The sequence below is a fragment of the Kitasatospora sp. McL0602 genome (assembly GCF_052076145.1).
GTDB lineage: Bacteria > Actinomycetota > Actinomycetes > Streptomycetales > Streptomycetaceae > Kitasatospora.
Map to the genome: position 1 here is coordinate 4,586,210 of NZ_CP197246.1, position 23,834 is coordinate 4,610,043.

The 23,834-nt window shown below is 72.8% G+C and carries 20 protein-coding genes; 17 read left to right on the forward strand and 3 right to left on the reverse strand.

Translation table 11 applies throughout. The features are described from left to right. Positions 1–39: 39 nt before the first annotated feature. From ACR68M_RS21095 to ACR68M_RS21130, 8 genes are read left to right on the forward strand one after another with little or no spacing between them, the layout of a single operon-like run. Positions 40–783 carry a glycosyltransferase family 2 protein gene (locus ACR68M_RS21095; protein ID WP_441245656.1) on the forward strand — a complete coding sequence of 248 codons (744 nt, stop codon included), beginning with the start codon at positions 40–42 and terminating at the stop codon, positions 781–783. Beyond that, the gene (locus tag ACR68M_RS21100) at positions 780–1,346 is read left to right on the forward strand and encodes a hypothetical protein (RefSeq protein WP_441245657.1); all 567 of its coding nucleotides are present in this window, start codon (positions 780–782) and stop codon (positions 1,344–1,346) included. The genes ACR68M_RS21095 and ACR68M_RS21100 overlap by 4 nt, the downstream gene beginning before the upstream one ends. Before the next feature lie 47 nt (positions 1,347–1,393). Then, a complete protein-coding gene (locus ACR68M_RS21105; protein ID WP_441245658.1) occupies positions 1,394–2,503 on the forward strand; it encodes a glycosyltransferase family 4 protein in 1,110 nt (369 codons plus the stop codon). After that, positions 2,500–4,800, forward strand: a complete 2,301-nt coding sequence (locus ACR68M_RS21110) for a DUF2206 domain-containing protein (protein WP_441245659.1) — start codon at positions 2,500–2,502, stop codon at positions 4,798–4,800. Before ACR68M_RS21105 ends, ACR68M_RS21110 begins: the two co-directional genes overlap by 4 nt. Next, positions 4,797–5,954, forward strand: a complete 1,158-nt coding sequence (locus tag ACR68M_RS21115; protein ID WP_441245660.1) for a glycosyltransferase family 4 protein — start codon at positions 4,797–4,799, stop codon at positions 5,952–5,954. Before ACR68M_RS21110 ends, ACR68M_RS21115 begins: the two co-directional genes overlap by 4 nt. Continuing rightward, positions 5,951–7,270 (forward strand): lipopolysaccharide biosynthesis protein, encoded by a 1,320-nt coding sequence (locus tag ACR68M_RS21120; protein ID WP_441245661.1) that lies wholly within the window; start codon positions 5,951–5,953, stop codon positions 7,268–7,270. Before ACR68M_RS21115 ends, ACR68M_RS21120 begins: the two co-directional genes overlap by 4 nt. After that, on the forward strand, positions 7,267–8,517 hold the full coding sequence (locus ACR68M_RS21125; RefSeq protein ID WP_441245662.1) for a polysaccharide pyruvyl transferase family protein: 1,251 nt from the start codon (positions 7,267–7,269) through the stop codon (positions 8,515–8,517). Before ACR68M_RS21120 ends, ACR68M_RS21125 begins: the two co-directional genes overlap by 4 nt. Further along, positions 8,514–9,647, forward strand: a complete 1,134-nt coding sequence (locus ACR68M_RS21130; RefSeq protein WP_441245663.1) for a glycosyltransferase family 4 protein — start codon at positions 8,514–8,516, stop codon at positions 9,645–9,647. The genes ACR68M_RS21125 and ACR68M_RS21130 overlap by 4 nt, the downstream gene beginning before the upstream one ends. On the opposite strand, the gene ACR68M_RS21135 is transcribed toward ACR68M_RS21130, so the two are convergent. Then, positions 9,625–10,881, reverse strand: coding sequence for a cellulase family glycosylhydrolase (locus ACR68M_RS21135; protein ID WP_441245664.1), 1,257 nt, complete (start codon positions 10,879–10,881; stop codon positions 9,625–9,627). The two genes, ACR68M_RS21130 and ACR68M_RS21135, sit on opposite strands and share 23 nt — an antisense overlap. A 160-nt stretch (positions 10,882–11,041) precedes the next feature. On the opposite strand from ACR68M_RS21135, the gene ACR68M_RS21140 reads away from it, so the two are divergent. From ACR68M_RS21140 to glmM, 4 genes are all read left to right on the forward strand, one after another. Further along, the gene (locus tag ACR68M_RS21140; protein WP_441245665.1) at positions 11,042–12,706 is read left to right on the forward strand and encodes an ABC-F family ATP-binding cassette domain-containing protein; all 1,665 of its coding nucleotides are present in this window, start codon (positions 11,042–11,044) and stop codon (positions 12,704–12,706) included. Positions 12,707–12,939: 233 nt separating this feature from the next. Beyond that, positions 12,940–13,383, forward strand: coding sequence for a 50S ribosomal protein L13 (rplM, locus tag ACR68M_RS21145; RefSeq protein ID WP_441245666.1), 444 nt, complete (start codon positions 12,940–12,942; stop codon positions 13,381–13,383). Between the two features lie 44 nt (positions 13,384–13,427). Further along, entirely contained in the window at positions 13,428–13,943 is a 516-nt protein-coding gene (gene rpsI, locus ACR68M_RS21150) for a 30S ribosomal protein S9 (RefSeq protein WP_441245667.1), read from the forward strand. A gap of 169 nt (positions 13,944–14,112) precedes the next feature. Beyond that, on the forward strand, positions 14,113–15,477 hold the full coding sequence (gene glmM, locus ACR68M_RS21155; protein ID WP_441245668.1) for a phosphoglucosamine mutase: 1,365 nt from the start codon (positions 14,113–14,115) through the stop codon (positions 15,475–15,477). Between the two features lie 59 nt (positions 15,478–15,536). Here glmM and coaA read toward each other — a convergent pair whose 3' ends face one another. Then, positions 15,537–16,526 (reverse strand): type I pantothenate kinase, encoded by a 990-nt coding sequence (gene coaA, locus ACR68M_RS21160; RefSeq protein ID WP_441245669.1) that lies wholly within the window; start codon positions 16,524–16,526, stop codon positions 15,537–15,539. A 99-nt stretch (positions 16,527–16,625) separates the two neighbouring features. Here coaA and glmS point away from each other — a divergent pair, with 99 nt between their 5' ends. Further along, on the forward strand, positions 16,626–18,482 hold the full coding sequence (gene glmS, locus ACR68M_RS21165; protein ID WP_441245670.1) for a glutamine--fructose-6-phosphate transaminase (isomerizing): 1,857 nt from the start codon (positions 16,626–16,628) through the stop codon (positions 18,480–18,482). A 33-nt stretch (positions 18,483–18,515) separates the two neighbouring features. Here the strand turns inward: glmS and ACR68M_RS21170 are convergent, their stop codons facing one another. Next, on the reverse strand, positions 18,516–19,079 hold the full coding sequence (locus ACR68M_RS21170) for a Uma2 family endonuclease (RefSeq protein ID WP_441251669.1): 564 nt from the start codon (positions 19,077–19,079) through the stop codon (positions 18,516–18,518). Positions 19,080–19,218: 139 nt separating this feature from the next. Here ACR68M_RS21170 and ACR68M_RS21175 point away from each other — a divergent pair, with 139 nt between their 5' ends. The 4 genes from ACR68M_RS21175 (at position 19,219) to ACR68M_RS21190 (ending at position 23,834) form a co-directional block, all read left to right on the forward strand. Beyond that, entirely contained in the window at positions 19,219–19,587 is a 369-nt protein-coding gene (locus ACR68M_RS21175; RefSeq protein ID WP_441245671.1) for a holo-ACP synthase, read from the forward strand. Between the two features lie 31 nt (positions 19,588–19,618). Beyond that, positions 19,619–21,112, forward strand: a complete 1,494-nt coding sequence (locus tag ACR68M_RS21180; protein ID WP_441245672.1) for an NAD(P)H-hydrate dehydratase — start codon at positions 19,619–19,621, stop codon at positions 21,110–21,112. Positions 21,113–21,228: 116 nt separating this feature from the next. After that, positions 21,229–22,443, forward strand: coding sequence for an alanine racemase (alr, locus tag ACR68M_RS21185; protein ID WP_441245673.1), 1,215 nt, complete (start codon positions 21,229–21,231; stop codon positions 22,441–22,443). Next, complete coding sequence (locus ACR68M_RS21190; protein WP_441245674.1) at positions 22,440–23,834, forward strand: alpha/beta fold hydrolase; 1,395 nt, start codon at positions 22,440–22,442, stop codon at positions 23,832–23,834. Before alr ends, ACR68M_RS21190 begins: the two co-directional genes overlap by 4 nt.

Here is a 23,834-nt window from a genome sequence, read left to right on the forward strand (position 1 = left end):
AGTAGTATCCCGCGGGACAACTGTCTTAGGGGGGAACGCGTGAACACGCTGTCAGTCGTCATTCCCGCGCTCAACGAGGCATCAAACCTGCCTGCGGTAATGGAGTCCGTCCCGGTTGCCGAGCTGGCGGAGATGGGCTGGCGGACCGAGGTGGTGGTGGTCGACAACGCGTCGACCGACGGGACCGCCGACGTCGCCCGCTCGCTCGGGGCGCGGGTGGTCTCGCAGCCCGACCGCGGCTACGGCAACGCCTACCAGGCAGGGTTCGAGGCGGCGACGGGGGACGTCATAGCCACCGGCGACGCGGACTGCACCTACCCGTTCGACGCGCTGCCCGAGCTGCTGCGCACCATGGTCGATCGGGACGTGGAGTTCATGACGACCGATCGGCTGCAGCGCGAGAACCGCGAGGCGATGAAGCCCTCGCACTTCGTGGCCAACCACGCGCTGAGCGCGCTGAGCCGGGTGCTGTTCCGCAACGGGCTGCGTGACTCCCAGTCGGGCATGTGGATCTTCCGCCGCTACGTGTGGCACGGGATAGACGTCCGCTCCTCCGGCATGGCCTTCTCGCAGGAGATCAAGAACGCCGCGACCCGGGCCGGCTTCCGCTTCCTGGAGGTGCCGATCGAGTACCGGGTGCGCGGCGGCGAGGTGAAGCTGAACGCGCTGCCGGACGGGATGGGCAACCTCCGCCAGCTCTTCGCGCACCGGCTGCGCCGGGCCGAGGCCGAGGCGGCCGGCATCCCGTCCCAGCGTTCGGCCCAGCGCTACGAGCCGGTGTGAGCCAGGCGCACGACGAGCCGGAGCAGCAGCCCGGCCCGGACCCTGACACCAACGCAGACCCTGACGCCGAGCCCGAAGCGGAGCCCGAGGAGAAGCCGGCGGCCGCGTCGCGCAGGCGTCGCCGCCGTCCGAGCGGGCCCCGGCGGGCCGGGACGGCCGTGTTGGCCGTGCTCGCCGCCGTCGGTCTCGGCGCCGCCTGCTGGTCGGTGCCCGCCGTCCGCACGGAGCTGCGCCAGTCGTTCACCGAACAGGACAAGGTCTACGCCGAGCTCTTCTTCACCACCCTGCCCACCTTCGAGGGCGCGACCGTCGTCGTCCCGGTCGCGGTGACCGACCACGGTGAGGGCGCCAAGGGCTACCAGCTGGCCGTGACGCTAGAATCGCCCAGCGGCCAGGCCGTCGACAGCACCACGGTGAAGATCGCAGCGCGTTACGGAGCCCCGGTGGTGACCGTCGTCAAGCTGCAGGCGAAGTCCGAGGTGGCCATGGTGCGGGTGGCCCTGGTGGGTCATCCGCAGACCCTGCACTACCGCTTCGGGAAGCAGCTGCTCCCCGACCACTGAGTGCGAAGCACGAACTCCGCCCGAGCCGCCACTGCCCTGGAAGCCTGATGCGCACCATCCTGCAGGTCACCCCGTACTACCCGCCCCACCTGGGTGGGCTGGAACGTGTGGTCGAACACCTCTCCAGGCAGCTCGGGCAGCGGCACGAGGTCCGCGTCGTCACCACAGTGCTGGGCGCCGACGGCGCGCCGCGCCGCGCCGCCGAGGGCCGGGTGACGGTCCGCCGGCACCGCGCGGTCGAGCTGGCGCACACCGCGATCGCCCCGGGGCTGCCGCTCTCCCTGCTGCGCGCGCCCCGGAAGGCGCTGCTGCACCTGCACTGCGCGCACGCCCTGCTGCCCGAGGTGGTCGCGCTCGCGGCCTGGGCCCGGCGGCAGCGCTTCGTCCTGCACTTCCACCTGGACGTGGACGCCTCCGGCCCGGTCGGCCGGCTGCTGCCCGCGTACAAGAAGCACGTCCTCGGGCGGGTGATGCGCCGGGCAGCGGGTGTGATCGCGCTGACCGAGAGCCAGGCCGCCTTCATCCGGGAGAGCTACCGCGTCCCCGCCGAGCGGGTCTTCGTGGTGCCCAACGGCGTCGGGGCCGACTACTTCATGCCAGTCCGGGAGCACGCCGACCGGCAGGCCGCTGAGCAGGCGCCGCTCCGGCTGCTGTTCGTCGGCCGGCTCAGCCCGCAGAAGAACGTCGGCCGCCTGCTGGAGGCCGTGAGCCTGCTGAAGCAGCCCGTCCGGCTGCGCGTCGTCGGGGACGGCGAGCAGCGCGAGCAGCTCACCGCCCAGGTGGCCCGGCTCGGCCTCACGGACGTCGAGTTCTCCGGCGGCCTGCTGGGGGCCGAGCTGGTCCGGGCGTACGCCGAGGCCGACGCGTTCGTGCTGCCCTCCGACAAGGAGGGCATGCCGCTGGTCGCACTGGAGGCGATGGCGGCGGCGCTGCCGCTGGTCGCCACCGACGTGCCCGGCAACGCCGAGCTGCTCGGCGAGGTGGGGCTGCTCGCCGCGCCCGAGCCCGCCGCGCTGGCCGCCGCGATCGACCGGCTCGCCGCCGATCCGGAGCTGCGGCTGCGGCTCGCCCGGCGCAGCGCCGAGGCGGCCCGGGGGTACTCCTGGGAGGCCGTGTCGGAGCTGGTCGAGCTGGTCTACGACGAGGTCGCCGGATGACGCTGCCGATGGCCTTCCGTGGGCGGCTCGCCGTACTGCTGGGCACCGCCCTGGCCGATGTCGTGGTGCTGCTGCCGGGCACGCCCGCCCTGCCGCTGACGCTGGCCGGGCTGTGGCTGCTCTTCGGCGCGCCGGTCGCGGTCTGGCGCGGGGTCGCCTCCCGGGCGGTCTCCACCCGAGAGGCCGCCCTGATGCTCGCGGTCGGCCTGGCCGTCGTCACCGACCTGGTGGTCGCGCTCGCGGTGAACACCGTGCTGCCGCTGTTCGGGCAGCACCACCCGCTCAGCACCACCAACCTTGCCGGGGCGCTGGCGATGGTGCTGATCGTGGTGGGCGCGTTCGCCCCCGAGGAGCGGCGCCGCAGGCGGCCGCGCGGCGCCCGTCGGCCGCGCGGGCTGCTCCCGGTCGCCGGTCTCGGCGGGTTGGCCCTGCTGCTCTCGGTGGCCGGGCCGATCCGGCTCAACAACGGGCTGAGCGGGACGGTCAGCACGGTGGCGCTGGTCACCGTCGCGGCGCTGCTGGTGCTGCTGGTGCTGCGCCGTCGCAGCTACGGCACCCCGGTGCTGGAGGGCGGGCTGTACGTCGCGGCCGTCTCGCTGCTGATGCTGAACTCGCTGCGCGGCTGGACGATCGCCGGGCACGACATCCAGCGCGAGTACGAGTACTTCCGGCTGACGCTCGGCGGCTCGCTCTGGAACGTCGAGCTCTACCCGGACGCGTACAACGCCTGTCTGAGCATCACCATCCTGCCGGTGACGATCGTCCGGCTCACGGCCATCCCCGACATCTACGTCTTCAAGGTCGTGCTGCCGCTGCTGTTCGCGCTCTGCCCGGTGCTGGTGCACCGGTCCGTCCGCAACGTCGCCTCGCAGCCGGTGGCGCTGCTGTCGGCGGTCTTCTTCATGGCCTTCCCGACCTTCCTCACCGACATGACCTTCCTCGGGCGGCAGGAGATCGCCTTCCTGCTGGTCGGCTGCGCCATGGTGGTGCTGACCGACTCGCGCCGGCCGGTGCTGCACCGCCGGCTGATGGTCGCGGTGCTGCTGGTCGGCTGCGTGCTCTCGCACTACTCGACCACCTACGTCGTGGTGGCGACCCTCGGCATCGCGTACGTGACGGACCTGCTCTGGCGGTTCGCCGCCCGGCGGGCGCACCGGCGGCCGCGCCGCAAGGGCCTGCACCACCCGACGCGGGGCTTCGTGACCTGGTGGATGGTGCTCTTCCCGGCCGTGCTGGCGCTGGTCTGGGCCGGGCCGGTCACGCACACCAGCGTGCAGCTGCAGAGCACCCTCGGCACGGCCGTGTCGCAGCTGCTGCACCCGGGGAAGGGCACCGCCGGGTCCTCGGACACCTCGTACAGCATCTTCGGCGGGGTGAAGACCAGCCCCACCGAGCGGCTGGCCCAGTACCGCAAGGAGTCGGTCGACGCCACGGTCACCCAGCGGGCGGCCGGCGACTACCTGCCGCTGAAGGTGGTGGACCCGTACAAGACGCCGGTGGTGGCGCCGCTGAACCAGCCGCTGACCGGCTTCGGGCAGGCGTTGCAGTCGGCCGGGGTGAGCGTCCCGGGGCTGAATGGCCTGCTCCGGCAGGGCGCCGCGCTGCTGCTCCAGCTGCTGGTGCTGATCGGTTTCGCCGTCGCCGTCTGGTCGCGCCGCCGCTCCTTCCAGCCGTCCCGTGACCAGGTCACGCTGACGGTCGGGGCGCTCGCGGTGGTGGCGACGTTCACGTTGATGCCGCAGCTGTCGGTGGACTACAGCGTGCTCCGCGCCTTCCAGCAGGGGCTGTTCTTCTACGCGCCGTTCATCGCGGCGGGCACGCTGTGGCTGCTGCGTTGGGCCGGGCGCCGGACGGTGCCGCTGGCCTGCGCGCTGGTGGCGGCGATGTTCCTGGACCTCTCCGGGGTCGTCCCCAAGGTGCTCGGCGGCTACCCGGCGCAGCTCCAGCTCAGCAACTCGGGGCTGTACTACGACGTCTACTACCCGCACGACGAGGAGCGGGACGCCGCGTTCTGGCTGGAGCAGCGGATCGCCTCGGACCGCCGGCAGATCCTCCAGACCGACCGCTTCAGCTACAGCCGCCTCCAGCCGCTGATCACCGGGACGGCGCAGGGTGACGTCTTCCCGACCGTGGTGCGGCCCAACGCGTACGTCCTGCTCGGCTCGACCACGGTGCGCAAGGACGACGTGACGATCTTCTACCGGGGCGACCTGATCACCTACCGGTACCCGAAGGCGCTGCTGGACTCCACCAAGAACAAGATCTACAGCAGTGAGGGAGCGGTGATCTACCGATGACCGGGGACCAGTCGAAGGCCACGGCCGAGAGCCCGCTCCGCGTCCTGCTCGTCAGCCACTACTACCCGCCGCACGTCGGGGGCATCGAGACGGTCGTCCGCCAGGAGGCGCGCCACCTGACCGCCCTGGGCGTCGAGGTGACGGTGCTGACCAGCGGCGAGTCGAGCAGCGTCCGGGACGAGGAGGGCGTGACGGTCGTCCGGATCGGTGCCTGGAACGGCGTCGAGCGGGCCGGTGTGCCCTTCCCCGTCCCCTCGCCGAGGCTGCTGACCGCCGCGCTGCGGCTCACCCGCCGGGCCGACGTCGTGCACGTGCACGACTGCCTGTACCTGACCTCCTGGGCGGCCGGGCTGGCGGCCCTGCTGACCCGTACGCCGCAGGTGCTCACCCAGCACGTGGCGATGGTGGAGCACCCGTCCGGGCTGGTCCGGGCCGTCCAGCGGGTGGTCTACGCCGTCGCCGGGCGGGCCCTGCTGCGGCGCTCCCGCCGGGTGTTCACGCTGAACGCCACCGTCACCGACTTCGTCCGCGGGCTCGGCACCCGCCCCGAGCGGCTCGGCCACCTGCCGAACGGCGTGGACTCCGAGCTGTTCCGGCCTGCCGTCTCCGCCGAGGAGCGCGCGCTCGCCCGGCGCCGCTTCGGCCTGCCGCAGGACCGGCCGCTGGTGCTCTTCGCGGGCCGGCTGGTGCCGAAGAAGGGCTACCACCTGCTGCTCGCGGCTCACGACACCGCCGCCTACGACCTGGTCTTCGCCGGGGACGGCGACGCCGGGGCGCTGGCCGGGCGCCCCGGCGTGCACCACCTCGGCGCGCTGGCGCCCGAGATCCTCGCCGAGGCGTACCGCGCCTGCGACGTCTTCGCGCTGCCGTCCACCGCCGAGGGCTTCCCGATGACCGTCCAGGAGGCGATGGCCTCCGGGCTGCCCCTGGTCACCACCGACGACCCGGGCTACGCGCCGTACGAGCTGGACCGCTCGCTGGTCGCGCTGCTGCCCCGGGACGCCGAGGTGCTCGGCGACACACTCACCGGGCTGGTCGGCGACCCCGACCGGCTGGCCGCGATGCGCCGCTACTCGCTGGAGTACGCCACCACGCGGTTCCCCTGGCCGGAGCACGTGAGCACGCTGCTCCGGCACTACCGGGAGAACAGATGACCCGGGGGCGGCACGCGCGCCCCCCGGACCAGGTCTACCGCAGCTCGTTCTTCCTCCTGGCCTCCTCGGTCACCACGGCCGGGCTGGGCTTCGTGTTCTGGGTCGTCGTCGCCCGGTACTACACCCCCGACCAGGTGGGCCTGGCGACCTCGCTGATCTCGGCGACCTCGCTGCTCGCCTACCTGAGCATGTTCGGCCTGAACAGCACGCTGGTGCGCTTCCCCGCCCCGGAGGAGGCCCGCAACGGCCAGCTCACCCAGTCGATCGCGCTGGTCGGCGGCGTCTCGGTGGTCGCCGCCGCGCTCTACCTGTACGGGCTGCCGCTCTACGGGCCGAAGCTGCTCTTCGTCCGGGAGCACCTGCTGCCCGAGGTCGGCTTCGTGCTGTTCTGCGTCTGGGCGGCGGTCAACATGCTGACCGACTCGGTCTTCATCGGCGCCCGCCAGCCGCAGTACAACGTGCTGGTCGACGGGCTGCTCCAGGGCCTCGCCAAGCTCGCCCTGCCGGTCGGGCTGGTCGGCTTCGGGGCGTACGGCATTCTCGGCTCGATCGGCGGCGGGTACGGCGTGGCGCTGATCGCCTCGCTGGTGCTGATGCGGAGCCGGCTCGGCTTCCGCTTCGACTTCCGCACGCGCGGCACCCGGCTGCGCGAACACCTCGGGTTCTCCGCGGCGAGCTACGTCTCCAGCCTGCTCAACCTGCTGCCGCTGATGGTCATACCGCTGATCGTGCTGCAGCGGCTCGGCACCGCCGAGGCCGGGTACTACTACGTCGCCTTCCAGATCGCCAGCCTGCTGCACGCGGTGTCCGCCGCCGTCGGGGAGGCGGTCTTCGCCGAGGTCTCCAACGACGAGTCGCGCTTCGGCGAGCTGCTGTGGCGCTCCGCCCGCATCCTGGCGGCGGTGCAGGTGCCCGCCGTCGCGGTGATCGCGCTGGGCAGCGGGCTGCTGCTGCGGCTCTTCGGTGGCGTCTACGAGGCGCGGGCGCACGGCGTGCTCGTGGTGCTCGCGCTCGGCGCACTGGCCGTGGCGCTCAACACCTGGGCCAGCTTCGCGCTCAAGCTGGCCGGGCGGATGACCCACCTGATCCTCAGCAACGTGCTCTTCGCCGTCGTCTCCGTCGGCCTGGCGGCCGCCTGGGCGCCGCGCGGCCTGGTCTGGGTCGGCTGGGCGTGGGGCGTCGGCAACCTCGCCTCCGGGCTGTACGCCGCCGTCGCACTCCTGGGCGGCCGGGTGGCGGCCGGGCCGCCGCCGAGCGCCGGACAGCTCGGCCGACCGAGTACCAGCCAAGCCCGACCTGGGAGTGTCACGCAGTGAACATCGTCGTCGTCAACGCGTACATCCGCGGGAACGCGGGGGACGCCGCGCTGCTGTCGGTCTGTCTGCGACACGTCCGGGAGGCCTTCCCGAGCGCCCGGGTGAGCGTCGCCGGGATGGAGGACGCCGCCGTCCACGCCACCTTCGAGGAGACGCCGAACCTCGGCTCGATCCGCCGGTACGTCGCCGACGGCGAGGTCTCGCTGGGCCGCCGGGTGCTGCGCAAGCTGCTCGTCGCCCAGCTCGTCGTCGGCTGGCTGCTGCTGCCGGGGCAGCGCGGCCGGTCGCTGCTGCTGCGGCTGCTGCCCGCCGAGGCCCGCCGGGAGGCCGCCGCCGTGCTGGGGGCCGACCTGGTGGTCTCGATGGGCGGCGGCTACCTGCTGGCCCGGCCCGGCCTGGACGGCTACCAGAACGTGCTGTTCGTGCTGCTGCCCGCCCTGCTCGCCCAGCGGGTGGGCACCCCGGTGGTGTTCGCCCCGCAGTCCTTCGGGCCCTTCCCGGCCAGGGCGCAGCGCCGGCTCGTCCGGCACACCCTGGGCCGGGCCGCGCTGGTGCTGGCCCGCGAGGACGAGAGCGTCGGCCAGCTGCGGGGCTGCGGCCTCCCGGAACCGCAGATCCGGCGGGCCGTCGACGCCGGGTTCGCGTTCGCGCCGCCCGCCGCCGTCGGCTGGCGCGGCAGACTCGGCCTCGACCCGGACCGGCCCGTGGTGGGCATCACCGCCCGCCGCTGGCTCGCCCGGGAGGCCCAGGACCGCTACGAGGGCGCGCTCGCCGAGGCGATCGACACCCTCCAGGCCGACGGCACGCAGGTCGTGCTGATCCCGCAGGTGAGCACCGACTACCTCGGCGACGACGACCGGATCGTCGAGAGCCGGATAGCGGCCCGCTGCGCCACCGCGCCGCTGCGGGTCGACGAGCGGGTGGACTACCGGGAGATCAAGAGCCTCTACACCGAGTGCTCCTTCCTGATCGGCACCCGCTTCCACTCGGTGATCTTCTCGCTGACCAGCGGCGTGCCGTGCATAGCGATCGAGTACGAGCACAAGACCCGGGGCATCATGGCCGACCTCGGCCTGGGCGAGTGGGTGCTGCCGATCGCCGAGGTGACGTACGCCCGGCTGATGGAGCGGGTGGCCGCGCTCCGCGCCGACGAGGCCGGGTACCGGGCCGTTTTGGAGCAGCGAATCCCCGCCTACGTCGACGACGCGGAGCGCTTCCCCGGCCTGCTGCGCGAGGTGACGCGGTGACCGCCCGCCGGACGGTCGCGGTGGTCGCGCCGTACTACCCGCCGAAGGTCGGCGGCGCGGAGCACTACGCGGCCCGGATCGCCGGCGCCCTCGCCGCCGCGCCGGACTTCACGCCGGTGGTGGTCACCACCCGGCTGAAGGGCCTGCGCACCACCGTCTCGGTGGAGGACGGCGTGCAGATCGTCCGGCTCGGGGCGTGGGTGCGGGTGTCGAACACGCCGCTCAGCCCGCTCTGGCCGTTCCAACTCCGGTACTGGCTGCGGCGCACCGGCGCCGAGCTGGTGAACGCGCACGCACCCGTGCCGGGCCTCGGCGACCTCGCCGTGGTGTGCGCCGGCCGCCGGCCCACGGTGTTCACGTACCACGCCGGTTCGATGCACAAGGGCGAGCCGGGCAGCGGCCTGGCGGACCGTCTGATCGCCCTGTACGAACGGCACCTGCTGCCCCGGGTCTTCCGCCGGGCCGACCGGCTGGTCGCGGTGTCGCCGACCTCGCTGGCGGCCGGGCACCCGCACGCGGTGGAGATCAGCCCGGGGGTGGACACCGGGCGCTTCACGCCGGGGGAGCCGCCGGTGCGGAGGCGGCAGACCGTCTCCTACGTCGGGCGGATGGACCGCACCTCGGCCTGGAAGGGCATCGACGTGCTCGTCCGGGCCTTCGTCGAGCTGACCGACCTGCCGGGCCTGCGGCTGCGGCTGGTGGGCGGCGGCGACGCGCTGCCGGACCACCTGGCGCTCGCCGACCGGCTCGGCGTCGCCGACCGGGTGGACGCGGTGGGGGAGCTGACCGGCGACGCGCTGGTCGAGGAGGTGCGCAGCGCCGGGGTGGTGGTCCTGCCGGCCCGTACCGAGGCCGAGTCCTTCGGCATGGCGCTGGCCGAGGCGATGGCCTGCGGCACCCCGGTGGTGGGCTCCGACGTGGGCGGCATCCCGTACCTGGTGGTGGACGGCGAGAGCGGGCTGCTGGCGCCCCCGGGAGATCCGGCGGGGCTGGCGGCGGTCTGCCGACGGGTGCTGACGGACGGTCCGCTGGCGGACCGGCTGGGCGGGGCGGGGCGGCGCCGGGTGGTCGAGCGCTACGGCTGGGACAGCGTGCTGGGCCGCTACCTCAGCCTGTTCCGGTCGCTGTAGCGCGCGGGCGGCGGTTCTTCAGGTAGCTGCTGATCGACTCCTGCCAGGCCTGGAGGGCCGGCTTCGGCGTGCCGTCGTAGTGCCGCAGGCCGTAGAACAGCGACCGGTGCTGGCGGTCCTTGTCCGTCCCCGAGTCCTCGTCGGCGAACCAGAAGACCGCGCCGACGTGCGGGTTGGCCGCCGCGGCGGGCACCGTGTCGGCGGCGATCTGCGCCTGGAACGCCTCCGTCACGTGCGTGGTGTCCGGCCCGATCGCCTTGCCGTCGGTGGCGCTGCCGGGCCCCTGGGTCGGGGCGCCGGTCTCGGTCAGCCAGACCGGCAGGTTCGGCGTGCCGTTGGAGGACAGCACCCCGACGAGGTTGTCCTTGGTGGTGCTGATCTGCTCCATCGCGGTGCCGAAGTCGGTCTTGGCGCTCGGCAGGTACGGGTACGTGTAGGGGTGGTAGCTGATGGCGTCCACCGCCTTGTTGGCGCCGAGCTTGCACACCGCGTCCAGGAACTCGGCCTGCGCGACGTACCCGCTGGACGGGTCGGTGCCGACCGCCGCGAGCCCGCCCATCAGCACGAACGCCTTCGGGTCGGCGGCGTGCAGCGCCTTGCTGGTGGCGACCAGCAGGTCGGTGTACCCGGCCGGGTCGGGCTTGGGCGCCCAGAACGGGAGGTTCGGCTCGTTCCAGATCTCCCAGGTGTGCACGCCCATCGGCGTGTAGCGCTGGGAGGCGGCCTTGGCGAAGGCGGCGAACGCCTCCGGCTTGGCGGGCGGGCAGCCGTCGTCCTTGCCGCAGCCGGACTTCCGGGCCCAGGTGGGGGTGTAGGCGAGCGTCGCCAGCACCTCCAGGTTGCGCGCCTGGGCCGCCTTCACGATCCGGTCGAAGCGCTGCCACTGGTAGTGGGTGGCGTTGTCCGGCTGGATGTTCTTCCAGGAGAGGTCGACGCGCACCCACTTCGCGCCGGAGTGCACGGCGTCGTCGAGCCCGACGGCCAGGTCCGGGTCGGACTTCCAGGTGAGGCTGTCGCCGTACGCGATGCCGATCCGCAGCTCGTTCGGGTCGGCTGCGGCCGCCGTCGCGGTGGGGGAGGGGGCCGAGCCGCTCGCCGAGGGCGACGGGGCCGGCTCCGGCGGGGAGGAGGACGCGGACGGGAAGGCACTGGCCAGGATCGTCGCCAGCAGCGACACCACGAAGGCGACCACTGCCGCCACCAGCCGTTGCCGCTTGTTCGGTTGCATCCCCATGCGCCACAGCCTAGCCAGCCCGGTCGACGGCCCGTTCGAGTGGCGTGCCCGGTGTCCCCTTTGTCCCGGATTGACTGCCCGTCAGGGATGCAGCGTTCCGGATCTTGGACTCGGGTAATTGATTTTGGGGCGGGCGAGCACCCGAGGCACAATCCGAGGCATGGGACACGTCGAAATTTCGCACCTTGAGTACTACCTGCCGGATGGGCGGGTGCTTTTCGACGACGCGTCCTTCCGGGTCGGCGAGGGCTCCGCCGTCGCACTGGTCGGCGCCAACGGCGCCGGCAAGACCACCCTGCTCCGCATGATCGCGGGCGACACCCAGCCGCACGGCGGCACCGTCACCGTCAGCGGCGGGCTCGGCGTGATGCGCCAGTTCGTCGGCACCACCGGCCGCGAGGACCAGCGCGAGACGCCGGGCGCACTGCCCGCCGACGCCTCCGTCCGCGACCTGCTGGTCTCCGTCGCCCCGGCCAGGATCGCCGTCGCGGCCAGAGCCGTCGACGCCGCCGAGCTGGCGATGATGGCCCAGGACGACGAGAAGTCGCAGATGGGCTACGCCCAGGCGCTCTCCGACTGGGCCGACGTCGGCGGCTACGAGTACGAGACCACCTGGGACGTCTGCACCACCGCCGCCCTCGGGATGCCCTTCGACCGGGCCCAGTTCCGCGGCCTGAACACCCTCTCCGGCGGCGAGCAGAAGCGGCTCGTGCTGGAGTCGCTGCTGCGCGGCCCCGACGAGGTGCTGCTGCTCGACGAGCCGGACAACTACCTGGACGTCCCGGGCAAGCGCTGGCTGGAGGAGGCCATCAAGGCCACCCCGAAGACCGTGCTCTTCATCTCGCACGACCGCGAGCTGCTCTCCCGCGCCGCCGACAAGATCATCAGCGTCGAGTCGGGCTTCGGGGGCGGCGGCAGCAGCGTCTGGGTGCACGGCGGCGGCTTCGAGTCCTTCCACGAGGCCCGCAAGGAGCGCTTCGCCCGCTTCGAGGAGCTCGGCCGCCGCTGGGACGAGGAGCACGCCAAGCTCAAGAAGCTGGTCGTCACGCTCCGCCAGGCGGCCTCCGTCAGCCACGCGCTGGCCACCCGCTACGCCGCCGCGCAGACCCGCCTCAAGAAGTTCGAGGACGCCGGCCGCCCGGAGGAGCCCCCGCGCGAGCAGTCCATCACCATGCGCCTCAAGGGCGGCCGCACCGGCGTCCGGGCGGTCACCCTGGAGAAGCTGGAGCTCTCCGGCCTGATGAAGCCCTTCGACCTGGAGGTCTTCTACGGCGAGCGGGTCGGCGTGCTCGGCTCCAACGGCTCCGGCAAGTCGCACTTCCTGCGGCTGCTCGCGGGCGACCCCACCGTCGCCCACACCGGCAGCTGGAAGCTCGGCGCCCGCGTGGTGGCCGGCCACTTCCGCCAGACCCACGCGCACCCCGAACTCTTCGGCCGCACCGTCCGCTCGATCGTCGAGGAGGAGCACGCGCTCAGCCGCAGCGCGGCGATGGGCGCCCTGCGCCGGTACGAGCTGGACCGCCAGGAGGAGCAGAAGTTCGAGTCGCTCTCCGGCGGTCAGCAGGCCCGCCTGATGATCCTCAAGCTGGAGCTGGACGGCGTCACCGCCCTGCTGCTGGACGAGCCGACCGACAACCTCGACCTGGAGAGCGCCGAGGCGCTCCAGGAGGGCCTGGAGGCTTTCGACGGCACGGTGCTGTGCGTCACGCACGACCGCTGGTTCGCCAAGACCTTCGACCGTTTCGTGGTGTTCGGCTCCGACGGCCGGGTCTACGAAGCACCCGAACCGGTCTGGGACGAGGCCCGGGTCGTGCGTGATCGGTGACCGGATCGACGGCGTGTCGCTGACCGTTTTTGACCCTCACCGGCTCGGCCGGTAGGCTGGGCGCTTGTTGTGCGTATTGGCTCGCTCCATCTCACGTGAGAGGTCGGTACGCCGGAGACACCAGGCCGATGACCAGCGGCTCCCTCTTGAATTGCGTCCAAGCGGGACCAGGCTGATCTCTTGTCCAGGTGCTCCTGTCAGGACTCACTCACTGAAAAGCGAAGGCTACGACCGTGCGTACGTACAGCCCCAAGCCCGGCGACGTCACCCGCCAGTGGTACGTCATCGACGCGCAAGACGTCGTGCTCGGCCGCCTGGCCTCCCAGGCCGCGAACCTCCTCCGGGGCAAGCACAAGGCGATCTACGCGCCGCACATGGACATGGGTGACTTCGTCATCATCATCAACGCCGACAAGGTGCACCTGTCCGGGAACAAGAAGAGCCAGAAGCTGGCCTACCGCCACAGCGGCTTCCCGGGCGGTCTCCGCTCGGTCCGCTACGACAAGCTGATGGACGAGAACCCGGAGAAGGCCGTCGAGAAGGCCATCAAGGGCATGGTCCCCAAGAACTCCCTGGGCCGCCAGATGCTCTCGAAGCTGAAGGTCTACTCGGGCGACGTGCACCCGCACGCTGCTCAGCAGCCGGTGCCGTTCGAGATCACCCAGGTTGCGCAGTAATTCCGGCCACAAGCCCCCCCATCACTGAGAAGCTGAGGAACACCGTGGCCGAGACTGCCATTGAGACCACCCTCGAGATCGAGGTCGAGGACGACTTCGACGGCTCCGTCGAGGAGTTCACCTCGGAGGAGACCTACACCTCCGAGTCGCTCGCCGGCCGCTTCGGCGAGGCCATCCCCGGCGCCGGCCTCGGCCGTCGCAAGGAGGCGATCGCCCGCGTGCGGATCGTCCCGGGCACCGGCAAGTGGAAGATCAACGGTCGCACCCTGGAGAACTACTTCCCCAACAAGGTGCACCAGCAGACCGTGAACGAGCCCTTCAAGCTCCTCGAGCTCGACGGCCGTTACGACGTTGTCGCCCGCATCTCGGGTGGCGGCGTCTCCGGTCAGGCCTACGCGCTGCGCCTCGGCGTCGCCCGTGCGCTGAACGAGGCGGACGTGGACAACAACCGCGCCGCGCTCAAGAAGGCCGGCTTCCTCATGCGTGACGCGCGTGCCGTCGAGCGCAAGAAGGCCGGTCTCAAGAAGGCCCGCAAGGCCCCGCAGTACAGCAAGCGCTAACCACCTCCGCCGGGGGGCGTGCCATCTGCGGATGGCCCGCACCCTTGGGTGCAGGTGTACGCCCCGGAGCACCTCGTGTGCTCCGGGGCGTTGTGCTTCCCTCCTTTTCGAGAAGGGCGGGGGGAGCGATGATCCGGGTAGTGGGCAGCAGGACACGGAAGGCCAGACAGTGGGACGACTCTTCGGTACGGACGGTGTGCGCGGTGTGGCCAACGAGGGCCTGACCGCCGAACTGGCGCTGGGCCTCTCGGTGGCCGCAGCGCATGTGCTCGGCGATGCCGGTGCTTTCGACGGGCACCGCCCGGTCGCGGTGGTCGGCCGTGACCCGCGCGCCTCCGGAGAGTTCCTGGAGGCCGCCGTGATCGCCGGCCTGGCCAGCGCCGGCGTCGACGTGCTGCGGGTCGGCGTGCTGCCGACCCCCGCTGTGGCGTATCTCACCGGCGCGCTCGGCGCCGACTTCGGCGTGATGCTCTCCGCCAGCCACAACGCGATGCCCGACAACGGCATCAAGTTCCTCGCCCGTGGCGGCCACAAGCTGGACGACACCATCGAGGACGCCATCGAGGCCCACTACGCCCGCTACGGCGTCGGGGACGAGAACTGGAAGCGCCCGACCGGCGCCGCCGTCGGCCGCGTCCGCCAGTACACCGAGGGCTTCGACAAGTACGTCGCCCACCTCGTCGCCGTGCTCCCGAACCGCCTCGACGGCGTGAAGGTCGTCATCGACGGCGCGCACGGCGCCGCCGCCCGTGTCGCCCCCGAGGCCTTCGCCCGCGCCGGTGCCGAGGTCGTCTTTACCCTGGGCGCCGAGCCCACCGGCCTCAACATCAACGAGGGCGTCGGCTCCACCCACCTGGACAAGCTCCAGGCCGCGATGAAGGAGCACCGGGCCGACCTCGGCATCGCCCTCGACGGCGACGCCGACCGCTGCCTGGCCGCCGACGCCGACGGCGAGGAGGTCGACGGCGACCAGATCCTCGCGATCCTCGCCGTCGCGATGAAGGAGGCCGGCACCCTGCGTCGCGGCACCGCCGTCGCGACCGTGATGTCCAACCTCGGCTTCAAGCTGGCGATGGAGCGCGAGGGCATCGAGCTCGTCCAGACCGCCGTCGGCGACCGCTACGTGCTGGAGGAGATGAAGCAGCACGGCTTCGCCCTCGGCGGCGAGCAGTCCGGCCACGTCATCCTGCTCGACCACGCGACCACCGGCGACGGCACCCTGACCGGCCTGATGCTCGGCGCCCGGCTGGCCGCCACCAAGCAGCCGCTGTCCGACCTCGCCGCCGTGATGACGCGGCTGCCGCAGCTGCTGATCAACGTCAAGGGCGTCGACAGGTCCCGGGTCACGACCTGCGCCGAGCTCGCGGCGGCCGTCAAGGAGGCCGAGGAGGAGCTGGGCTCCACCGGGCGCGTCCTGCTGCGGCCGTCCGGCACCGAGCCGCTGGTCCGCGTGATGGTCGAGGCCGCGGACCAGGTCCAGGCGAAGGCCGTCGCCGAGCGGCTCGCGGAAGCGGTCCGGACGTACCTGGGCTGACCTGACCAGGGGCGCGGGGCACAGCCTTCCGGCTGCGCCCCGCGCCCCTGGTCGTGCAACTAGAGCTTGCGGAGCAGTGCTCGCCGGACCTTGTGGTCGGCGCCCTTCTGGAGGATCAGGTTGGCGCGGCCCCGGTTGGGGAGCACGTTCTCCAGCAGGTTGGGCTTGTTGATGGTGCGCCAGACCTGCCGGCCGTACTCCAGCGCCTCCTCCTCCGGGACTTCGGTGAAGCGGCGGAAGTACGAGCTCGGGTCGAGGAACGCGGTGTCGCGCAGCTTGCGGAAGCGCTCCAGGTACCAGCGCTCGATGTCGTCGGTGCGGGCGTCGACGTAGATCGAGAAGTCGAAGAAGTCGGCCACCGCCAGGCGGGTGCGGCCGTCGGTGCCCGGCAGGGCGGGCTGCAGCACGTTCAGCCCCTCGACGATCAGGATGTCGGGACGCTCCACGACGAGCCGCTCGTCCTGCACGATGTCGTACACCAGGTGCGAGTAGACCGGCGCCGAGACCCGGTCCTTGCCCGCCTTCACGTCCGCGACGAAGCGCAGCAGCGCCCGGCGGTCGTACGACTCGGGGAAGCCCTTGCGGGCCATCAGGCCCCGGCGGCGCAGCTCGGCGTTGGGGAGCAGGAAGCCGTCGGTGGTGACCAGCTCGACCCGGGGGTGCTCGGGCCAGCGCGCCAGCAGGGCCTGGAGCAGGCGGGCGGTGGTGGACTTGCCGACCGCGACGGACCCGGCGACGCCGATCACGAACGGGGTGCGGGTCTGCTCGGTGTCCTGGGTGTCCAGGAAGGTGCCGACGGCGCCGCGCAGCTCATGGGTGGCGTGGATGTAGAGGTTGAGCAGCCGGGAGAGCGGCAGGTAGACGTCCCGCACCTCGTCCAGGTCGAGCGCGGTGCCCAGACCTCGTAGCTTCTCGACCTCGGCGGCGGAGAGCGGCAGCGGGGTGCGCTCGCGCAGAGCACTCCACTCGGCGCGGCTCAGATCCACGTACGGGGAGGGGGTGGGCGACTGGACGCCCCGCGTACAGAGTTCGGTCAGCACGTGGTCCATTGTGGGCCGTCCCCGCTGTGGTAGGCGCTGTGGTATCGGTCACTAGGCGTTGCCACCGGCGTGGTGAGGGTGAAGTCCTACCCCGCATATGCTGCTCGCATGTGCGGAATCGTAGGATATGTGGGCTCATCCTCAGCCCTTGATGTAGTGATCGCAGGTCTGTCGCGACTGGAGTACCGGGGCTATGACTCGGCCGGTGTCGCGGTGCAGACGCGAGGCGCCGACGGGCAGTGGAGCCTCGCCACCGACAAGAAGGCGGGCAAGCTCGCCAACCTCCGGAAGTCGCTCGCCGAGACCCCTCTCCCCGGCGGCACCACCGGCATCGGCCACACCCGCTGGGCCACCCACGGCGGCCCGACGGACGCCAACGCCCACCCCCACCTGGACGACACCCGCCGCGTGGCCGTCGTGCACAACGGCATCATCGAGAACTTCGCGCAGCTCCGCGCGGAGATCGCCGAGCGCGGCCACACCCTCCGGTCGGAGACCGACACCGAGGTCGTCGCCCACCTGCTGGGCGAGGCGTACGAGGGTGACCTCGCCGAGGCGATGCGGGCGGTCTGCCGGCAGCTGGACGGCGCCTTCACGCTCGTCGCCGTGCACGCGGACGCCCCGGACGTGGTCGTCGGTGCACGCCGCAACTCGCCGCTGGTGGTCGGGCGCGGCGAGGGCGAGAACTTCCTCGCCTCGGACGTCGCCGCCTTCATCGCGTACACCCGCGAGGCCGTCGAGCTGGGTCAGGACCAGGTCGTCGAGCTGCGCCGCGAGGGTGTGACCGTCACCAACTTCGACGGCACCCCCGCCGAGGTGCGCGAGTACCACGTCGACTGGGACGCCTCGGCCGCCGAGAAGGGCGGCTACGACTACTTCATGCTCAAGGAGATCGCCGAGCAGCCGAAGGCCGTCGCCGACACCCTGCTCGGCCGGATCGGCACCGACGGGCGCCTGACCCTGGACGAGCTGCGGATCTCCGACTCCGCGCTGCGCGAGGTCGACAAGGTCGTCATCATCGCGTGCGGCACCGCTTTCCACGCGGGCATGATCGCCAAGTACGCGATCGAGCACTGGACCCGCATCCCCTGCGAGGTCGAGGTCGCCTCGGAGTTCCGCTACCGCGACCCGATCCTCGACGGCCGGACGCTGGTCATCGCCATCTCGCAGTCCGGCGAGACGATGGACACCCTGATGGCGCTGCGGCACGCCCGCGAGCAGGGTGCCAAGGTGCTGGCGATCTGCAACACCAACGGCTCGACCATCCCGCGCGAGTCCGACGCGGTGCTCTACACCCACGCCGGGCCCGAGGTCGCCGTCGCGTCGACCAAGGCGTTCCTGACCCAGCTGGTCGCCTGCTACCTCGTCGCGCTCTACCTGGGCCAGGTCCGCGGCACCAAGTGGGGCGACGAGATCTTCACCATCATCCGTGAGCTCGGCGACGCGCCGAAGCTCATCGAGGAGGTGCTGGAGACGATGGAGCCGGTGCGGGAGCTGGCGCGCTCGCTGGCCGACGCCAAGTCGGTGCTCTTCCTCGGCCGCCACGTGGGCTTCCCCGTCGCGCTGGAGGGTGCGCTCAAGCTCAAGGAGCTGGCGTACATGCACGCCGAGGGCTTCGCGGCCGGCGAGCTCAAGCACGGCCCGATCGCCCTGATCGAGGAGGGCCTGCCGGTCGTCGTGGTCGTGCCGTCCCCCAAGGGCCGCTCGATCCTGCACGACAAGATCGTCTCCAACATCCAGGAGATCCGGGCCCGTGGCGCCCGCACGATCGTGATCGCCGAGGAGGGCGACGAGGCCGTCGTCCCGTACGCCGACCACCTGATCCGCATCCCCGCCACCCCGACCCTGCTCCAGCCCCTGGTCTCCACCGTCCCGCTCCAGGTCTTCGCCTGCGAGCTGGCCACCGCCAAGGGCCACGAGGTCGACCAGCCCCGCAACCTGGCCAAGTCGGTCACCGTCGAGTAGTACGACCGCCCTGCCGCCCGGCCCCCTGTCGCATCAGCGCAGGGGGCCGGTGTCGAGGGTGAAGTCGAGGGTGAAGGAGAACGGCGCAGGCAGGTCGAGCGGCTTGCCGAACGGCACCTGGGTGTGGGTCGAGTAGCCGCCGTTCTCGGGGTCGGAGTAGAGGGTGACCTTGGCCTCGCTGCGGTCGACCAGCAGGTAGAGGGGGATGGTGGCGGCGGCGTAGCCTCGGCGCTTCTGCTCGCGGTCCCTGCCGGGGTTCGTCGACGTCACTTCCAGGACCAATGCGACTCCGGCCGGGTCCGCCCACGCGTCCTGCGCGCTGAAGTGGCCGACCGGCGCAACTGCGGCGTCGGGGATGAACCTGCCGCCTGGAGTGATCAACCCCTTTCCGCCGCTCACGTACAACTCCTCGGCGGCCTCACGCGCGACAGCGCGGGCGAACCGTGCGATCGCATCCTCGTGGTCGCCGTCCGGCGGTGGGGTCACGACGATCTCCCCTTCGATGAGTTCCGCCTTGAAGCCCAGCGGGGTTTTCAGCTCCAGAAACGTCCTGAGGATGTCGTCCTCAGTGTTCAGGGGGTGCTCGACGGCTGGCATGGCGACCATGGCCCTTCTCCCTCCTGCTCGGTCTGTGCCACGCGAAAGGCTAGGGGCACGGACCGTGACCGGACGGGGCTCGAAGCGGTTCTCACCCGAAAGTGTGCCGTAAGGTCCGGGGCGACGGTTGGAGGGCACAGTGATCATCGGGGTCGGGATCGACGTCGCGGAGATCGAGCGGTTCGGGGCGGCGTTGGAGCGTACGCCGGGGATGGCCGAGCGGCTGTTCGTGGAGGGGGAGCTGCTGCTGCCGTCCGGGCAGCGGCGGGGGATCGCCTCGCTGGCGGCGCGGTTCGCGGCGAAGGAGGCCCTGGCGAAGGCGCTCGGGGCGCCCCCCGGGTTGCGGTGGACGGATGCCGAGGTGTGCACGGAGGCGTCGGGGCAGCCGGTGCTGAAGGTGAGCGGGACGGTCGCCGCGCGGGCCGCCGAGCTGGGTGTCCGGTCGTGGCACGTGTCGCTCAGCCACGACGCGGGCGTAGCGTCGGCTGTGGTGATCGCCGAAGGCTGATCCGAGCCCGATCGAGCCCAGGGAGGGCGTAGTGCGCCACGCTTACACGGTCGAGCAGGTCCGGGCCGCCGAGGCCGAGTTGATGGCGCGGCTGCCCGAGGGGGCGCTGATGCAGCGGGCTGCCGCCGGGCTCGCCGCCGTCTGCGCCAAGCTGCTGCCGAAGGTCTACGGCAGCCGGGTGCTGGTGCTCGCGGGCAGTGGTGACAACGGCGGCGACGCCCTGTACGCGGGGGCCAGGCTGGCGCGGCGCGGGGCCTCCGTACGGGCGCTGCTGCTCGCCCCCGGGCGGGAGCACGCCGGTGGGCTGGCCGAGCTGCGGCGGGCCGGCGGGCGGGTGACGGACGATCAGGGGGAGTTCGCGCGGGCCGACCTGGTGCTGGACGGGATCGTCGGGATCGGAGGCCGGGGCGGCCTGCGGCCCGAGGCGCGGCCGTACGCGGCGATGGAGCGGCGGGGCACGGTCGTCGCGGTGGACCTGCCGAGCGGGGTCGACGCGGACACCGGCGAGGTGCCGGGCGTCGCGCTGCGGGCCGACGTGACGGTCTGCTTCGGCGCGTACAAGCCGGGTCTGTTCGTCGACCCCGGGGCGGAGTACGCCGGGGTGCTGCACCTCGTCGACCTCGGGCTGCGGCTCGGGCCCGCGCCCGTCGAGGTGCTGCAGCACGCGGACGTGGCCGCGCTGCTGCCTGCGCCCGGCGCCGAGAGCGACAAGTACCGGCGCGGCGTCGTCGGCGTGGCCGCCGGGTCGGCGCAGTACCCCGGGGCGGCACTGCTGGCGGTCGCCGGGGCGCTGCGGGGCGGTGCCGGGGCGGTCAGGTACGTCGGGGCGGCGGCGGACGAAGTGGTGCGGCGGCACCCGGAGGTGCTGGTCACCGGCGGCGGGCCTGCCACCGCCGGGCGGGTGCAGGCCTGGGTGGTCGGGCCGGGCTCCGGCGCCGGGGCCGGCGAGGCGCTCGGGGAGGTGCTGGACTCGGGCGTGCCGGCGCTGGTCGACGCGGACGGGCTGACCGAGCTGGCCCGGTGCGGGCCCGGCGTGCGGGACGCACCGCTGCTGCTCACCCCGCACACCGGGGAGGCCGCCCGGCTGCTGGCCGGGGTCCTCGGCGGCGTGCCCCCGACGGCGTCGGCGCTGGCCGCCGCGCGGCTGGCCACGGCGCGGCGGCTCGCGGTGGCGTACGGCGCGACGGTGCTGCTCAAGGGCTCCACGACGGTGGTCGCCACCCCCGACGGCCGGGCCCGGGTCAACCCGACCGGTACGCCCTGGCTGGCGACGGCGGGCAGCGGCGACGTCCTGGCCGGGCTTGCGGGTTCGCTGCTGGCTGCCGGGCTCGCCCCGCTGGACGCCGCCTCGGTGGCGGCGTACCTGCACGGGCTCGCCGGGCGGGCGGCGGCGGCCGTGGGGGTGCCGGTGACCTCGCTGGACGTGGCTTCGGCCCTGTCGGGGGCTTGGCGCGGGGTTCTTGGCGAACTTCACACATCTGGCCAGCCCAACAGGGGCGCGGGGAACTGCGCGAGACGGGAGTGACGGGTGGTGCACGGTTGATCGCGCAGTTCCTCGCGCCCCTGCTGTGGTTTCTGTAGGCGGTCACAGTTGCTCGCCCCTGCTCGGGGCTGGTCGGGGATCTGGGAGACTGGTGCGCGATGACAACTGCGAACACGACCGGGACGGCCCTCCTCACCGGCGGGGTCCGTGCGGAGGCGACCATCGATCTGGGCGCCCTGCGGGAGAACCTCGCGGCGCTGCGGGCGCGTACCGGCGGCTCCGAGCTGATGGCTGTGGTCAAGGCGGACGCCTACGGCCACGGTGCGGTCCGGTGTGCCCGGGAGGCGGTGGCCGCCGGGGTGCGGTGGCTGGGGACGGCCACGCCGGAGGAGGCGCTCGCGCTGCGGGCGGCGGGCATCGGGCCGGAGCAGGCCCGGGTGCTGTGCTGGCTGTGGACGCCGGGCGGGCCGTGGGCCGCCGCGCTGCGGGCGCAGGTCGACATCTCGGTGAGCGGGCTGTGGGCGCTGGAGGAACTGCTGGCGGCCGTCCGGGAGACGGGCGTGCCGGGGCGGGCGCATCTGAAGGCCGACACCGGGCTGGGGCGGAACGGCTGCCAGCCGCACGACTGGCCGGAGCTGGTGGCCGCCGCGCTGCGGGCGCAGTCCGAGGGGCTGATCACCGTCGTCGGCCTCTGGTCGCACTTCGCCGCCGCCGACGAGCCGGGCCACCCGTCGATCCAGGCGCAGCTGGACGGCTTCGCCGCCGCGCTGGCGTACGCCGAGGGCGCCGGGGTCCGCCCCGAGGTGCGGCACCTGGCGAACTCCCCGGCGACGCTGACGCTGCCGCAGTCGCACTACGACATGGTCCGGACCGGCCTGGCGATGTACGGGCTGTCGCCGGTGCCGGAGGTAGGGGCCCCGGCGGACTTCGGGCTGCGGCCGGTGATGGCGCTGACGGCGCGGCTGGCGCTGGTGAAGCGGGTGCCGGGCGGCCACGGCGTCAGTTACGGGCACCACTACACGACGCCGGGGGAGACCACGCTCGGCCTGGTGCCGGTCGGGTACGCCGACGGCATCCCGCGGCACGCCAGCGGCACCGGCCCGGTGCAGATCGCGGGCAAGTGGCGGACGGTGGCCGGGCGGGTGGCGATGGACCAGTTCGTGGTGGACCTCGGTGGCGACACGCCCGAGGTCGGCGAGCAGGTGCTGCTCTTCGGCAACGGCGAACACGGCGAGCCGACGGCGGAGGACTGGGGGCTGGCCTGCGGCACCCTCAGCTACGAGATCGTGACCCGGATCGGGGCCCGGGTGCCCCGCCGGTACGTGGGCGGCCTCGACAGCGGGGACGCGGGCGGCAGCGAGCGCAGGCCATGAGCGAGTCGTCGGCCGGGGGCGGCCCGGTGGCCGCCGTCGCGCGGGCTGCGGGGACGGCCTCGGCGGGCGTGAGCCGGGCCGGGCTGATCGGCATCTCGGTCGGTGTGGTGGCTGCCGGTGCTGCGGCGGGCGTCGCGGTGGAGCGGCTGACGGTCGGCCGGGCGATGCGCCGCCGGGCGGCCGAGGAGGTGGGCGCGGCCGCCTCGTACGGGTCGCTGCGCGGCCGTCCGCGCACCGTGGCCGCGCCGGACGGCACCGGGCTGGCGGTCGAACTGGACGGGACGGGCTGGCCGGGGCCGGTGGAGGAGCCGCCGGCCGGGATGCCGACCCGGCGGGGCTGGTTCACCCGGCGTCGTACCGACCCGCCGGTGGACCGGGCCGGGCTGCCGGGCCTGCTGGCGGGCTCCGGGGCGCTGGTGCGGGCGGGCAGCCGCCGGGGTTTCGGGAGCCCCGACGGGCCGGTGGCCGCGCCGCTGACGGTGGTGTTCTGCCACGGCTACTGCCTGAGTCAGGACAGCTGGCACTTCCAGCGGGCCGCGTTCCGCGAGGGCATGCGGCTGGTCTTTTGGGACCAGCGCAGCCACGGCCGCTCCGAGCGCTCCCGCTCGTACCTGGCCGGTGAGCCCGCGAGCATCGACCAGCTGGGCGGCGACCTCAAGGCCGTGATCGACGCCGTCGCACCGGAGGGCCCGATCGTGCTGGTCGGCCACTCGATGGGCGGCATGACGGTGATGGCGCTGGCCGACCAGCACCCGGAGCTGTTCCGGGAGCGGGTCGCCGGGGTCGCGCTGGTCGGCACCCTGGCGAGCGACTGGAACTCCGTCACGCTCGGCCTGCCCGCCGGTACCGCGAAGCTGCTGAAGCGGTTGGCCCCGGGGGTGGTGCGGCTGCTGGGCCGTCAGGTCGAGCTGGTGGAGGCGGGCAAGCGGATCGGCTCGGAGGTCACGAGCATCTTCTACCGCCGGTTCTCGTTCGGCTCGAAGGACATAGACCCGGCCGTCGCGCGCTTCGCCGAACAGCTGCTGGACGCCAACCCGATCGACGTGGTCGCCGAGTTCTACCCGGCCTTCGGCGCCCACGACAAGACCGCCGCCCTCGCGGCGATGACCGGCCTGCCGGTGCTCGTGCTGGCCGGCACGAAGGACCTGCTCACCCCGCCTGAACACAGCGAGGCGATCGCGCGGGCGCTGCCCGGCGCCGAGCTGTGCCTCGTACCGGACGCGGGCCACCTGGTGATGCTGGAGCGCCCCGAGCTGGTCGACCAGCGGCTGGCGGGGCTGCTGCTGCGGGCGGCGGCGTACGCAGGTGCGGCGGAGCTGCCGCCGGGCGTCGCGGCGCTGGCGGCGGGCACGGCCACGGCGGCACCGGGCGAGGAAGCGCACGAGGAATGA

Excerpts from the sequence above, each read along its gene's own strand:
- ACR68M_RS21105 (WP_441245658.1), top strand. The coding sequence starts at position 1,394 with ATGCGCACCATCCTGCAGGTCACCCCGTACTACCCGCCCCACCTGGGT.
- ACR68M_RS21110 (WP_441245659.1), top strand. The coding sequence starts at position 2,500 with ATGACGCTGCCGATGGCCTTCCGTGGGCGGCTCGCCGTACTGCTGGGC.
- ACR68M_RS21115 (WP_441245660.1), top strand. The coding sequence starts at position 4,797 with ATGACCGGGGACCAGTCGAAGGCCACGGCCGAGAGCCCGCTCCGCGTC.
- ACR68M_RS21120 (WP_441245661.1), top strand. The coding sequence starts at position 5,951 with ATGACCCGGGGGCGGCACGCGCGCCCCCCGGACCAGGTCTACCGCAGC.
- ACR68M_RS21135 (WP_441245664.1), bottom strand. The coding sequence starts at position 10,881 with ATGGGGATGCAACCGAACAAGCGGCAACGGCTGGTGGCGGCAGTGGTC.
- ACR68M_RS21140 (WP_441245665.1), top strand. The coding sequence starts at position 11,042 with ATGGGACACGTCGAAATTTCGCACCTTGAGTACTACCTGCCGGATGGG.
- coaA (WP_441245669.1), bottom strand. The coding sequence starts at position 16,526 with ATGGACCACGTGCTGACCGAACTCTGTACGCGGGGCGTCCAGTCGCCC.
- glmS (WP_441245670.1), top strand. The coding sequence starts at position 16,626 with ATGTGCGGAATCGTAGGATATGTGGGCTCATCCTCAGCCCTTGATGTA.
- ACR68M_RS21170 (WP_441251669.1), bottom strand. The coding sequence starts at position 19,079 with ATGCCAGCCGTCGAGCACCCCCTGAACACTGAGGACGACATCCTCAGG.
- alr (WP_441245673.1), top strand. The coding sequence starts at position 21,229 with ATGACAACTGCGAACACGACCGGGACGGCCCTCCTCACCGGCGGGGTC.
- ACR68M_RS21190 (WP_441245674.1), top strand. The coding sequence starts at position 22,440 with ATGAGCGAGTCGTCGGCCGGGGGCGGCCCGGTGGCCGCCGTCGCGCGG.